Annotated in this window: 16 protein-coding genes; 1 reads left to right on the forward strand and 15 read right to left on the reverse strand. The window is 29.2% G+C overall.

Annotated features, from left to right (window positions below):
- Nucleotides 1–27 precede the first annotated feature (27 nt).
- The 8 genes from SCLAR_RS03885 to adhP form a co-directional block, all read right to left on the reverse strand.
- Nucleotides 28–342 (reverse strand): hypothetical protein, encoded by a 315-nt coding sequence (locus SCLAR_RS03885; RefSeq protein WP_100254622.1) that lies wholly within the window; start codon nt 340–342, stop codon nt 28–30.
- Between the two features lie 137 nt (nt 343–479).
- On the reverse strand, nt 480–926 hold the full coding sequence (locus tag SCLAR_RS03890) for a hypothetical protein (RefSeq protein WP_100254623.1): 447 nt from the start codon (nt 924–926) through the stop codon (nt 480–482).
- Between the two features lie 125 nt (nt 927–1,051).
- The gene (locus tag SCLAR_RS03895) at nt 1,052–1,822 is read right to left on the reverse strand and encodes a MurR/RpiR family transcriptional regulator (protein WP_100254624.1); all 771 of its coding nucleotides are present in this window, start codon (nt 1,820–1,822) and stop codon (nt 1,052–1,054) included.
- A 61-nt stretch (nt 1,823–1,883) separates the two neighbouring features.
- Nucleotides 1,884–2,810 carry a tRNA (adenosine(37)-N6)-dimethylallyltransferase MiaA gene (miaA, locus tag SCLAR_RS03900; protein WP_100254625.1) on the reverse strand — a complete coding sequence of 309 codons (927 nt, stop codon included), beginning with the start codon at nt 2,808–2,810 and terminating at the stop codon, nt 1,884–1,886.
- 278 nt (nt 2,811–3,088) lie between these two features.
- Nucleotides 3,089–3,811, reverse strand: coding sequence for a DDE-type integrase/transposase/recombinase (locus SCLAR_RS03905; RefSeq protein ID WP_146637825.1), 723 nt, complete (start codon nt 3,809–3,811; stop codon nt 3,089–3,091).
- Between the two features lie 125 nt (nt 3,812–3,936).
- Entirely contained in the window at nt 3,937–4,233 is a 297-nt protein-coding gene (locus SCLAR_RS03910; RefSeq protein ID WP_100254044.1) for a transposase, read from the reverse strand.
- Nucleotides 4,234–4,503: 270 nt separating this feature from the next.
- Nucleotides 4,504–5,061, reverse strand: a complete 558-nt coding sequence (locus SCLAR_RS03915; protein ID WP_100254626.1) for a hypothetical protein — start codon at nt 5,059–5,061, stop codon at nt 4,504–4,506.
- A 375-nt stretch (nt 5,062–5,436) separates the two neighbouring features.
- Entirely contained in the window at nt 5,437–6,450 is a 1,014-nt protein-coding gene (gene adhP / locus SCLAR_RS03920; RefSeq protein WP_100254627.1) for an alcohol dehydrogenase AdhP, read from the reverse strand.
- 380 nt (nt 6,451–6,830) lie between these two features.
- Here adhP and SCLAR_RS03925 point away from each other — a divergent pair, with 380 nt between their 5' ends.
- On the forward strand, nt 6,831–8,135 hold the full coding sequence (locus SCLAR_RS03925; protein WP_100254628.1) for a phosphatase PAP2 family protein: 1,305 nt from the start codon (nt 6,831–6,833) through the stop codon (nt 8,133–8,135).
- Nucleotides 8,136–8,175: 40 nt separating this feature from the next.
- On the opposite strand, the gene tkt is transcribed toward SCLAR_RS03925, so the two are convergent.
- From tkt to SCLAR_RS03960, 7 genes are all read right to left on the reverse strand, one after another.
- Nucleotides 8,176–10,140, reverse strand: a complete 1,965-nt coding sequence (gene tkt / locus SCLAR_RS03930; RefSeq protein WP_100254629.1) for a transketolase — start codon at nt 10,138–10,140, stop codon at nt 8,176–8,178.
- Between the two features lie 12 nt (nt 10,141–10,152).
- A complete protein-coding gene (locus SCLAR_RS03935; protein ID WP_100254630.1) occupies nt 10,153–10,416 on the reverse strand; it encodes a PTS sugar transporter subunit IIB in 264 nt (87 codons plus the stop codon).
- Nucleotides 10,417–10,437: 21 nt separating this feature from the next.
- Nucleotides 10,438–11,097, reverse strand: coding sequence for a ribulose-phosphate 3-epimerase (locus tag SCLAR_RS03940; protein WP_100254631.1), 660 nt, complete (start codon nt 11,095–11,097; stop codon nt 10,438–10,440).
- Nucleotides 11,098–11,376 (reverse strand): PTS sugar transporter subunit IIB, encoded by a 279-nt coding sequence (locus tag SCLAR_RS03945; RefSeq protein ID WP_100254632.1) that lies wholly within the window; start codon nt 11,374–11,376, stop codon nt 11,098–11,100.
- A 10-nt stretch (nt 11,377–11,386) separates the two neighbouring features.
- Complete coding sequence (locus SCLAR_RS03950; RefSeq protein ID WP_100254633.1) at nt 11,387–11,926, reverse strand: hypothetical protein; 540 nt, start codon at nt 11,924–11,926, stop codon at nt 11,387–11,389.
- A complete protein-coding gene (locus tag SCLAR_RS03955) occupies nt 11,916–12,371 on the reverse strand; it encodes a PTS sugar transporter subunit IIA (RefSeq protein ID WP_100254634.1) in 456 nt (151 codons plus the stop codon). The genes SCLAR_RS03950 and SCLAR_RS03955 overlap by 11 nt, the downstream gene beginning before the upstream one ends.
- Before the next feature lie 65 nt (nt 12,372–12,436).
- Nucleotides 12,437–13,936, reverse strand: coding sequence for a PTS ascorbate transporter subunit IIC (locus tag SCLAR_RS03960; RefSeq protein WP_100254635.1), 1,500 nt, complete (start codon nt 13,934–13,936; stop codon nt 12,437–12,439).
- Nucleotides 13,937–14,067: the final 131 nt, after the last annotated feature.

The following is a 14,067-nucleotide window of genomic DNA, read 5'->3' on the forward strand; positions in this document are numbered from 1 at the left end:
GTTCCAAAATATTCTAAAATTGTGAATTTATCCTTTGGAACTTAGACTATTATTGTTTTCAAGTTCTTTAAGTTCAAGCACTAACTTATCTATTGTGTTTTGCATATTATCCAAATCCTGAATAAATTTTTTATATTGATTGTTGCTTTTTTCAATAAATTCATTATATTGTTTGTCACTTTTTTCAATAAATTCATTATATTGATTTGTAAGTTTTTCATCAAATTCTTTTTTTAAATTAGCAAATTCTCTTTTTGCATATGGACAACAAACTGGTGGTAGTGAATCAAGAATAGATTCAAGACTGTCACTTTTAATTTCCCTATTTTCTTTAATAATCATTATTAATCTCCTTTTCTATCTATAATCATTAATATTTCATAATCTTTAATTAGTATATCATACATTTATTCTGTTTCTCTCTCCCCCAACTAAAAAAACAAGTTCAAAACTTGAACTTATCCTTTTAAAAAAATTTGCTACTTATTTTTAAACCCTTTAACTTGAAACAATAATTCATCTATAACTTTTTGTTGATGTGCAATCTTTTCATTGAATACAGTTTTCTGATTTACAATCTCTGCATCAAATTCTTTTTGCTTTTTGAGTGAAATTTCATTAAATTCTTTTTGTTGGCTTGTAAGTTTTTCTTCAAACTCTTTCTTTGTATCTGCAATTGCTTTTGTCAATAATGGACGACAAATTTTTGGAGTTGTTTTAATATTATATTTTAAAACCAACTTTTTAATTACTTTATTATCTTCATTAACTAAATCAATTTCATTATCTGTTTTAGAACTTTTTAACCATTCATAATCTTCAATTAATATTGGATCATTCCATGGAACAAACACTGTTGGTACAAGTCTAATACCTTGTTTACTTTTGTGAAGTTTTACTTGATAAATAATATATTCCTTATTCATTTTTTCACCCCCTCAATTTATTAATCGCTAAATAATAAGAGAATTTGTCACAAAAAAAATATTTTTATTAATTAAAAAAAATGCAAATTTTATCTGCATTTTTGATTACTTAATTTAAAATTGACTTATAAAATTATTGGTTTGTTATCAATTTTTTCACCCAATAAAAAATAAAGTGTGTTTAGAGCATGTAATTTATACTTATAATCTGTATATTTATTTAAATTTAAGTATAAAATGTTTCAGCCATCAACCACAGGAATTTCTTCAGCATGATTTAATGTGGTAATAATATAAACTTTGCGACTTAGTTTTTCAAGGTATTCTAAGATTCTTTGCAAAGTCAATGTATCTCTACCAGTCACTACCATTAAAACCAGTTCATTTTTAAAATCAAAGTGTCTGGCAACCTCAAGGTTAGTTGAAGAATCCATTAATTTAACATCAACACCTTGATTTAACAAGATGTCATGTAAATTTCGAGTTGCTGGCAATGATTGACTTGATGGAGCAATTCAAATTCGTTTTTTCTGATTAATTTCTTTAGCTAAACTTAAGATAAATTCCTTGGCATCAATTGCTCATGCATTAATTATTTCTAAAACTTGTAACGAAAGTTCATCAACATTTTCTGCATCTCTAATTGGTTTTACCAGCATTCTATTTTCATATTCAATTTTTAAGCGAATAGTTAACTCTTTGTAACCTTCACACAAAGTAGCTTTTGAAAATTGGGTTACTGTTGACATTGAAACAAAACAAATATCAGACAATTCATTCTGATTTCTAAAAATACCTTCATTAAAGTCACTTAAAATTTGCTTGGCAATTGTAGTAAAAGTAGTATTTTTACTATCAAGTGCTAAATTTTCAACTCTTTCATAAACAGAAATCATAGACTTTCCACTCCTTATATATAATTTGTTTTAAAATTAATTAGGCTGCTAATATTGATAATTATACTATAATTCTTTTTATTAACTTAATAATATCTTCACAGGCATTGTCAAAATTTTCCATTTTAAATTCAAATCAGTGACAATCTGGTAATTGATTTTTAAATCATGTGAATTGACGACGAGCATAATGGCGATTGTTTTTTTGCATTAAACTAATACAAGTTTCATAATTAATTTTTTGCATTAAGTATTGAATGATTTCCTTACCGCCAATACAAGTCAAGGCTTGAGTTAATTGGAAATCAGTGGCATTGTAGGCATTAGTAATTTCAATAAATAAACCTTGCTTAATTAACCGCAAAACTCTCTGATTAATGCACTGGTACAGTTGTTCTCTATTTGGTGCTAAACCAATAATGATGAGATCTTGGGACTCATAAAAGTATTGGTGGTTATTTTCAATTATATCCGTTTTTGTTTGACCTGTTGATTGAAGTATTTCTAATGCTCTAATTGTTCGGTAACGATTGTTTGGGTGAATTTTTAAAGCTGCTTGGTGGTCTAAAGCAGCTAACTTTTGTCAAACCTCAAGATTTGATAATTGCTCAAACTGTTTTTCAAAACCAGGAATATGTTCAAACTTCAAAAAATTATACTGATACAACAAAGCATTGATGTATAAACCTGTACCACCAACCACAATTGGGGTCTTTTTTTGTTGTTGAATTGCTGCAATACAATTACGAGCATCTCTTTGAAAGTCAGCTACAGAATAAGTTTCATTAACTGCTTTAATCGAGAGCAAGTGATGCTTAATACCTTGCATTTCTGCTGTGGTAATTTTGTTTGTAGCTATATCTGTGCCCTGAAAAATTTGTGTTGAATCTGCATTGATAACTTCACCATTAAACTCTTTTGCTAACCTAATTGATAAATCAGTTTTCCCAGAGGCAGTTGGTCCAACAATGACAATGATTTTGCTCATACCCTTTTTTCTCCTTCTTATTTTTAAAATCTCTAATGTTGATTAAACATCTTAAAAATAAAAATACCCCCAACCGCTGTGAAATGCATGAGATAGGGAATACTAACTTATAGAGCGGTTTTAGACACTCACGCAAACTTAAGAATAAACAAGTATTCTTGGGTGTCCCGAAGGACACTTATATTATATCTCAACCTCACCTATTTTTGCATAAAAATGGTTTTAAATCACCCAATCTCATTAATTTGACAGGTAACCTTTTTCCGGACACACATATTTTACAACTTTATTCTCACATAATTGTAAAATTTTTGATATAAACTTGCATTTAGCTGATACTCAGCAAGTCCTTTATAACAGTAATTTTCTTTTAAGCATTCTCTTTTAAAAACTGATCAAAACCCTTCAATCCAACCATTATCTGTAGACTTGGCTATTCTTGACATGCTTGGAATCAAATTAAAGTACATTAGCATCAACTTATAATTATATGCTTTAAATTCAGAACCATTATCTGAGTGTATTACACTGTTTGGCAAGAAGACACCAAATTCATCAGTCATTTTTAGAAATGATTTTTCTACAAGTTGATTCCCTTTATTTTTTTCTGTTACTAAACCAAAGATTTTTTTCATTTTAATATGATAAAAACCACAGGTATAGTATCTTTCACCATTGAATTCCTTTTCTGTTATGTCTACTGAAAAAACATCACCATACTTATCAAAATTTTCAGGATCAGTTAACAAGTTTGGGTATTTACCAACCTTTTCAGGTTTTGCTACCTTATTTTTTCATTTCACATGATTATTGGTGGAGATGCTTCTCATTTTAAAGTATCTCAATATTTTTTTATGTGATGACTTAGCTATCCCCTTAGTGAGCAAATCTATTGCAATTCTTTTACAACCATAGGTTTTTCCTGAATCAATAAAGCTCTGCTCAATATTTAAATAAAAATCATGATCATAATATCTTACCCTAGGTTTCCCTTGCTTCACTCATTCATAGTATGTACTTTTTGGAAGTTGAGCAATTTTTAATAAGCCATTTTTAGGTATTTTGAATTCATTGTAGATAAATTCCTCAACAACTAAGCATTTAATTATATTAAGCTCCCATTTAACTACTTTTTTTTACTTATCAGGGCCTCAATTCTTTTTCACATTTCATTTCTAGTTTCTAATTCGGCATTTTTCTTCTTCAGTTCTTTAACTTCATTTCTTAAAATTATTAGTTCTTCTTTATCAGCTGAATTTGGTGCCCCAAGACCATCAATTCCAGATTGATCATACTTTTTACACCAATTTAAAAGTGTTTGATCTGAGATGCCATAACTTTTAACAAAATTCTTGGCCTTTGTCTTGCTCTCTCTAAATTTTAAAATTATTTTTTCTTTTTGCTTTGCTGAGTAATGTCCCATAAAAAAACCTCTTTCCTAACAATATTATTTTACATTCAATATAAATGTAATTTAATTTTTTGTCCGGAAAAAGGTGGAAGTACACAATCTCATTAATTATTAATTATTTTTATTATAAAATTGACATCAAACTCAACTAAATTTCAATATCATTGTAGCAAAAGTCTAGTTGTTTTTAGCAATAATTTTTATTCCATTTGAGTAAAAAAAACAGAACAGATTTTAAAATAAAAAAATATCTCTAAAAGGAGATATTTTTGCATTATTGTCTTATTTTTTTCCATTAGGAGCTTTTCTAATTTCAACATTAATTTTTTTAGGCTCAACTTTTGTATCTTGGAATAAGACAGTCTTTTTAGTTTTATCTAATGCATCCGCAGTAATTTTAACATCTTTCATATAGTTATAGATGTCTCTGTGTTCTCTTGCACCTGTAACTGGAGCTATTCACATGTCACCAGCTTTGCGTTTAACTTTTGCATTTTTTCAGTGCATTGCCACAACGTTGTTGATGTCATCATTTTCTCCCTCTGGATCAATTAACGAATAAACTCATCCAAATTCTGATTCTAATCCAAGTTCATTGAATTTTAGAATCGCTCCTGCAACATCTTTTCTAAAAATTGCAGGGTTTGTAGCAGATACTGGATCAGCTTTTTCTCAAACAAATTTTTCTTGACCTTCTGTTAATTTAACATCTTTAAGGTTAATTCTGTTTGGTTTTGGGTCACTAGCTTTTTTTCTAGTTTGAATGTGTTGTGATCTCTTCGCATTTGAAGCAGCTCTTTTAACTGCAGCTTTGTCTGGTCCTTTTTGTGTACTTGACATTTATGTGCACCATCTTTCTAATTTAAACATTTTTATTTGATTTAGAGGTAGTTTTGTTTAAATTTGTAAACCTCTAAACATACATAAATTATACACTAAAATATGAAAGAATGTATTGTAAATGGCATTTTTTAGTGAGAATTTATGATTTTTTTACTGTTTTATGTAATTACTATTTAATTTTACCAAAAAATGCATCAAAACAAGGAATTTTAAAATTATTTTTTATTTAAACATAAAAAATATTTCTAAATTTTTATTCAAAAAATAGAAATAAATTTATGAAAAGCTAAACATAAGACAAAGAACTTTGTTAATACAAAACAATTTATTTGATATTTTGCTTATCTTTAATTTTAACTTTGAGTGAAGAATTTAATCAATTTTTAAAACAATTCTACCTGTAATTTCCCCAGCCTTCATTTTATCAAAGATTTCATTGATATCTTCAAGTTTGGCAGTACTAAATTCTGCAGCCACTTTTCCAATTGCTGCAAAGTCTAGTGCTTCTTGGAGATCTAAACGAGTTCCAACTAAACTACCTGTAATATTAATTTCTTTTAAAACTGTATCAAAAATTGGTACTTCCATGTTTTCTGGTGGTAATCCCACACATGCCATAGTTCCCCCATTTCTAATTGAGTTAAATGCATCTAAGAATGGTTTTTTAGCAACAGCAGTTACCACTGCTCCATTTAAACCACCAATTTTTTTGTTAATAATTTCACTTGTTGGTTCTTTTGCACCATTTATTAGTAAACTTGCTCCATATTTTTTAGCAAGTGCTAATTTTTTATCATCAATATCAATGACTACAACTTTCATACCCATAGCAATTGCATATTGAACTGCTAAGTGTCCTAAACCACCAATTCCAAAGATACCAACTCAACCTCCTGGAATAACTTTAGTTTGTTTTAATGCTTTATAAGTTGTTACACCAGCACAAAAGATTGGTGCTGCAGCTTCATAACTTAAATTTTCTGGAATTTTGCACACATATTTTGCATCTGCTAAACAGTGAGTGGCATAACCTCCATTTTTTGTATAACCTGAATATTGTGCAAAAGGACAAATAGTTTCTCTTCCTCCCACACATCATTCGCAGCGTCCACAAGCTGAATATAATCATGGGACTCCCACCCTATCTCCAACTTTTAAGAAGTCAACATTTTTACCAACTTCAATAACTTCTCCAACCCCTTCATGACCTGGGACTAGAGGTAAAACTGGTTTAATTGGTCAATCCCCAGTTACTGCATGTAAGTCTGTATGACAAACACCACTTGCTTTGATTTTTACTAAGCAATCATTATCTCCAACTTTTGGTGTTGGAAGTTCTTTGATTGTTAATTTTTCGCCTAATTTTTCACAAATTGCTACCTTCATATTTAATTTCCTCCTGAAAATATTATAACACTATCTAAAATAATTTCTAGTATTTTAGAATTATCTTAGAAATAATTTTAAAAGTGTAGCTTTACCAGCTTGCACTTAGTCTTATAAATTTAAATTACTTAACTTAACTTAAATTTGAAAACTGTTAAATAAACTCAAATTCTTAATCACATTTTTTGAAAAAAACTATTTTCTTGACTTAACTAAAATTAGCTATTTTTAAAAACTGCTTTTTTTTATGAATTTACATAAAATCTGACTTGATTTTTTTCAAAAAACCCACTTATAAAAGGATTTTGAGTGAAAGAAACTCCAAAATTATTAATTTGATGTACGTTTTTTTGCTATAATAACACAGAAGGAGAGTGAATATGGAACTAATAGTTAAAAAGAAATTTAATATTTTTAAGGTTTTAATTTTGACATTTTTAGTTGTTTCTGTGCTATTTTTTATAATTTCAAGCATTTATGATTGAAAAATTGCAGAGATTTTTGCTAAGGGTTTTAGCAATAAAATTTCAAAAATCTGAATTATCTTTATGGATGAACTAGGAATGTATATTTTTGAACCCTCAGTCTTTGTGATGTTTGCAATTTGGTGAGAAACATTTGTTTTATACCAAAAAAAATATGCCAAAAATGAGTTTTTTAACAAAAATGTTTGAGTCAGTTACATATTCTACATTGTTTGTTTTGTTTTAAGTGCCCTTTTTATATATTTTCAAACAATTCAAAGATTTGCAGATTATGATAGTGGTTTTGGAAGTAGTTTTGATCCAAAATTATTAGAGTCAATTTCATGAAGACACTGGTCTTATGCAATTGTTAGAGTAATTCAAGTTTCTTTAATGTTGTTTGGTGCCTATTATTGTCGCTATATTTTTTCAAAACGTAAAGATGTCTTCACCCAAGAATATTGAATTGATGCCTTTAAAGGTATGTTGTACATGATGACACTTGCATTAATGATTTTAGCTGTCAAGTGGAGTTTTGGTAGACCCTTTTATTACAATAATATTTTTTCAAGTATTTTAGAAGAAATTGAGGCCAGAGGTTATACTTACAACCCTAACATTATTAAATGAGGTGCTGGAGTTGGCGCCCGAGGAGATGTCCCCTATTTTGAATGATGAGAACCCAATGGTTTCTTTGAAAATATGAAGTATTGGTTTGCTAGTGACAGTGCTGGTAATCTAAGTGATAATGCTTGATGAAATAGAGCCTTTCCATCAGGTCACACAACATCAAACTTTGCTGCTTTTGGATTATGATTTTGTTTTTTAGGAGAACACAAAGGTAGAAAACTAACTAATAAAAAGATTGCAGTTTTAGTATTTTGTTTTTTATTGTTAAACTCAATGAAGTTTTCACTAATGGTTTATCGTTTTCATTGGTTAAGTGATCTAGAATTTTCAACAATTTTTAGTATCTTAATGATTCCTGCAGTTAACAGCCTAGTTGATAAACATATGACTTATTTTATCAATCTCTTTAAAACAAGAGCTTTAAAACAAACAATACCTGGAGTTGTTATTGAAACAAAAAATGGTTTTTACTTGTGTATGTATAAAGAATTTGGTTACCAAAAAATAAGTTATTATATAAGTCCAAAAAAATCAGCACCTGAAAAAATCAGCAAGAAAATGAAAAAATTTAGTCTAACTCAAGATGAGTAAAAAAGTCCACCATTTTGGTGGACTTTTTGTTTGTTAAAAATTATTTATTTAAATAAGTTTTGATGTTTTTTAAAATTTGTTCATTTTCAAATCCTTGTTTAGCGAGAACATCATCTCCAAAACCTGAATCACCAAATTTGTCAGCACTAATAACAAGACCTTTTTTACCTGCAAACTTATGTCAACCAAGCTCTGATGAAGCTTCAATTGTAATAATATTTTCAAAATTTTTGGGAATTATTTGTTCTTGATATTCTTGTGGTTGTTGGTTGAATAATTCAACTGATGGCATTGAAACAACTCTTAAATTTTTATTTGTGATTTTAGACTTAGCATAAAGTGCATAAGCCAATTCACTAACTGTGGCAATGATTATTCCATCAAGTGGTTGGCTTGAATCCTCACCACCAACAACATATGCTCCATTTAATGTTTTTGTTCAACAAGTTTCTTGATATGGACCAACATTTTGTCTACACAAAATAATTGCAGTTGGAGTTGATGTTGAATTATAAGCATAAGTATATGCACCAATTGTTTCTTTAAGATCTGCAGGTCTTAAAACTGTTAAGTTTGGAGTTGCACGCAAACCAACCAATTGTTCAATGGGTTGATGAGTTGGTCCATCATATCCTGCAGCAATTGAATCATGAGTCAAGACATAAATTGGAGCTACTTTTTGTAAAGCGCTTAATCGAATGGCATTTTTCATATAATCTGAAAAAACTAAGAAAGTTGCTCCAAATGGTTTGAGATTTGAATGTAAAGCAATTCCATTAATAATTGCACCCATTCCAAATTCTCTTACCCCAAATAAAATATTGTTTCCTTGGGGGTTGCTACTTGAAAAGTCACCAAAGTATCCTTGGACTTTAGTAGCTGCAATTAAGTCAGCACTACCACCAAATAAATTTGGCACCAGTTGGTGCATTTTTTTTAAAACTTCACCTCCAGATGCTCTTGTTGGTTCAGATTTTTCATGCAGTAAATCTTTAAATTGTTCTTGTTTAATTGTGTGTTTTTCAAATAGTTCTTGATAAAATTGTGGGAACTTATTTTTGTATTCGTCTTTAATTTTGTTTCAAGAAATTTTATTTTTTGAACCTCTGTCAATTGAGTTTTTCTTTCACAATTGTTTTACTTCATCAAGAACTGTAAATTTTTCATAACTTCAATTGTAATAACTATAAACATCTTTCATAGCTTCATCATTTCATGGTTCACCATGCATTGCTGGTGTTCCAGATTTCTTATGCCCTTCTCCAATTAAAGTTTTACATTCAATTATGGTAGGTTTGTCTTGTTGCTTTGCTTTTTTAATGGCAGCATCAATTGCTTTGACATCATTTCCATCTTCAACTTTAAGATAATTTCAATCATAACCTTCAAAGACTTGTTTAAATTTATTAAACTGTACACTGGTAACTGCTGAATCTAATTGGATGTCATTTGAATCATACAAGACAATCAATTTATTTAGTTTTCAAACTCCAGCAAGTTGCATTGCTTCATGGGCAACACCCTCTTCTAAGTCGGCATCACCACAAATTACATAAGTATAGTGATCAATTATTTTTAAATCACCTTGGTTATATTTTTGACTTAAATGTTTTTCAGCAGCTGCTAGTCCAACACCCATACCAATTCCTTGTCCTAATGGTCCTGTTGAAACATCTACTCCTGGAGTTACTCCAAACTCTGGGTGACCAGGAGTTAAAGAATTTATTTGTCTAAAATTTTTTAATTCTTTCATTGGAATATCAAAACCAGCCATTACAAGTTGAGCATATAACAAAGCACTTCCATGACCTGCACTTAAAACAAAGCGATCACGGTTTACTCATAAAGGATCTGTTACATCAATATTTAAATGGTTTAGATATACTGTGTGCATTAATGGTGCTGCACTCATAACCATCCCAGGGTGTCTAGTTTTACTATTATGAATTTGTTCAACTCCCAAAATTCTTAAATTGGTAATAGATTTTTTAATTAAATCAGTCATTTTTTTTCTCCTTTATTTATTAAAATATTTTTTTATTTTTTCAAACGTTTCATCTTTATCGACAATATTTTGTAGAACTATTTTTTCTTGAAATTCAATACTATCCTCAAGGTCTGCACCACAAACAACAACATCTGTAGCATTAGGATCAAAAGAACCTAAGTTAATATGAGAAACTTCAGCATCAATTTTCAAAGCTTTGCAAGTTTCATTAATGTTCATTTCAATTAAGAAACTTGATCCAAGACCAGATCCACAAACTGCAACAATTTTCATAGTTTCAAATCCTTTCTAAATTTAATTCTTGTAAATTTCATTTAAAGTTTTTTGATAGTCAGAAGATTTAAATAACAATGAACCAACAACAATAAAATCAAGTTTCATTGCAATTAGATCGTTAATGTTACTTCATCTAACTCCCCCATCAATTTGTAATTTTATTTTAAGATTTTGCTTTGCAATTTTTTGTTTAATTTTTTTGATTGTGGTTCAAGTTTTTTCTTCAAACTCTTGTCCTGCAAATCCTGGTTTAATTGACATAATTGTTAACAAGTCAACTTCACTTAACAAATCATCAAGTTGATCTAAGTTTGTTGCTAAATCAATTCCGAGTCCAACTTTACAACCACTGGTTTTTATTTTTTCAATTAATTCTTTTGTTGTTAAACTTTGTTGTGAATCCAAATGGAATGTGATGTAATCTGCTATGCAAATTTGTTCAATTAATTTTTCAAGATTATTAATCATACAATGAGCATCAATTACTAATTCGGGAAATTCTTTTTTGATACTAATTAAATTTTCAATACTGAGTCCTAAGTTATTAACAAAATGACCATCCATTAAATCAAAATGAATGTGAGTTATTCCTGCTTTAATTAATTTTTTAATTTCTGTACGCATTGCTAAAACATCACAAGTCATAATTGATGGAGTAATTTTAAATTCTTTTTGCATTTATAAATTTTCTTTTTTTAAAAATTCGGCAAGGGCATTTTTAACTTCAACTAAATCTAATAAATTTAGTAAAACAATTTTTTTATCAAACTCAATACTATCTTCAAGATCTTTTCCACAAACAACTGCTAAAACATCTGTGGTAGGATCAAATGAACCTAAATTTGTGTGTTCAACTTCAATATCTTTACGATTTAATTCTTCTAATGCTTTTTTAATATTCATTTCAACAATGAATGAACTTCCCAGTCCATGTCCACAAACTGCAACAATTTTCATTTTATTACCTCTATTTCTTTTTTATAATTTGAATTTTATTTTGATTGATTTCATTTGGTTTGTTTAATCACAAGATTTCATTAATCAATAATAATATTTCTGAACTTTTCTTTGCTCATTTATTTAATTCACTAACATATAATCTGTCATTAAAATATTTTAAGATTGCAAAATTTTTTGGTTCCATATTTAATCTGCTACTTAATTTTTCAATTAATTTTGTTTCTTTTTGTTGTGATTCAGCTGATTGTTTTTCAGGATCAGTGGCAAAAAATTTTAACAAATAAATCATTCTCTCTGAAATCATAATTGCTCGATAATTTTTATCTAACTCTCTTAAATTTTCATAGTTAATTTCTTCATGCATTATGAATTTTATTTTTGGATCATTTTTAAATTTTTTAGCTAATTTAAATGCTAAAAAATCAACTTGAACATTTTCAAAATCAGGATTATTTTTCTTCTGATAACTATATCAAATAGCATAACCGCAACCAATAATGATTATCAATGCTAAACCAACAATGGCAATTATTTCATTAGCTTTCATTTTCAACCCCAGCTACAAAACTGTCAAAAGATTTTTGATCAGAAATGCTTGTTAGTTTTTTTATAAAATCTTGGTCATTTCAAAGTGAAACCAATTGTGCTAACAATTCCATATGACTATTGGCATCTGTTGTCACTAAGGGCACAATGATTTGACATGTTTTTTCATAGCCATTACCAAAAAACTTTAAAGGTTTTTTACAATAAATAAACCCTGTAGCAAGTTTTTTGGTGCTAGAGTCTGGACTAATATGAGGCATTGCTAATAGATCACTAAAAACAAAATATGGTCCTAACTTGTTTGTGGTTTGAATTAATTTTTCAATTCACAACTCATCAATAACTCCATCAGCAATTAGAGGTTTTATTCCTAGTTTTAAATTTTTAATTCAATCATCACTGTCATTATCTAAATACACTGCATATTTTTTACAAATTAATTTCATAAATTCACTCAACCTTAATATTTTTTTAAAAACTTTGGTAATATTAACCAAAGTTTAAGTCTTGATTATTTTTTAACAGTTCTTGTTGTCTCTGTTGTAGAAACCTTTGGGGTTTCAGGTGTATTAGCACTAGTGTTTTTATTTACTTTTCTTTGTAAAATAGCACCCAGTGTGACCATGAAGCCAAATAAAACTAAGAAGACTGCAAGTACTAGGTATTTTGTTCAAGCTAATTTAATAAATGAGAAGATTCCTAAAATTAAACCAAAGGCATAATCTGCATCTCCTCAAACCATTGGTTCAGTTTTATCAACTAAACTTAAAGCTCAAAAAGCAATTGGTACTAGTGTAATTAAAATTCCATTGACAAAACCTCCCAGAATGCTACCTCAAACTCCACCTTTGGCATTACCAAAGACTCCGGCAGTAGCTCCTGTAAAGAAGTGGGCTGTAACTCCTGGGATTATAATAGCAAATAAGACACTATCAGCTTTTGATAAACCAATGGTAATTGCCATCATAATAATTCCCCCAACCAGTGAAGATAAGAAACCTATAAATACTGCATTTGGTGCATAGGGAAAGACTACTGGACAATCTAAGGCAGGTTTTGCTCCCTTAACAAGTTTTTCACTAACCCCTTTAAAGGCAGGAACAAGTTCTGCTAGAACTGTTCTAACTCCAAACAGAATAATTTCAATTCCTGCAGCAAATGTAAAGGCATCAATTATGATTTGAACAATAACACTACCGTCAGAACTAACATAACCAATGTCAACTAGTCCTGCCTTACCTATTTTGATTCAGGCTGTGATGTATAAAATAATAAACAACAATAACATTGTTAGCACTACTGAAACATTTGAGTTTCTTAAAAAAGCTAATCCTTTTGGGAAATTAATTTCTTCAGTTGATTTTAATTTATCTTTTTTAGAAACTTTCAATAATCCTTCTCCAATGTAACCTGCAATTGCATATGAAATTCCACTAGTGTGTGCCATAGCAATTGTGTCAGTTTTAGTAATTACTTTCATAAATCTTTGAGAAATTGCTGGGGAAATTATCAAGTACATTGACATAAATAAGCCTCCAACCATCAAGATCATTCAAGCATCTTTATTTCAAGCTGGATTCATTCCAATTTGTTGTAAAGCTACTGCAATCATACAAGACATATAAAATAACACATGTCCTGATAGATAAATATATTTTCATTTTGTAACTGCTGCTAATAAGATATTTCCCATCATTCCGATGATCATTATTAGAGCTGCTAGAGTTCCAATTTGTGCCATGGCTGCATAAACTGCTCCAAGGGCATCATTATTGGGAATAACTCCACTTACTCCAAATACTGCTTCAAAAACACTATTAAAGTGACTGATAGAACCTACTAAAACTCCGGCTCCACCTCCTAAAACTAAGTATCCAGTAATTGTTTTAAAGGTCGATGTTAGAACTTGGGTTGCTTTCTTTTTTTGTAAAATAGAACCAATCATTCCAAACAGACCTATTAATATCGCTGGTGTTGCGAAAAACGTTTGTACGAAGTATAATACTTCCATTCATTTTCTCCTTCTATGGATTTTACTCCAACATCATTATATCAACTTTTCGTTATTTTTTTTATTTTTTTTTAAAAAATGGATAATATTGATTATCTACACTTTCATGACTGATATATGTCTTGATTAAG

Source organism: Spiroplasma clarkii, from assembly GCF_002795265.1.
Lineage (GTDB): Bacteria > Bacillota_I > Bacilli_A > Mycoplasmatales > Mycoplasmataceae > Spiroplasma_A > Spiroplasma_A clarkii.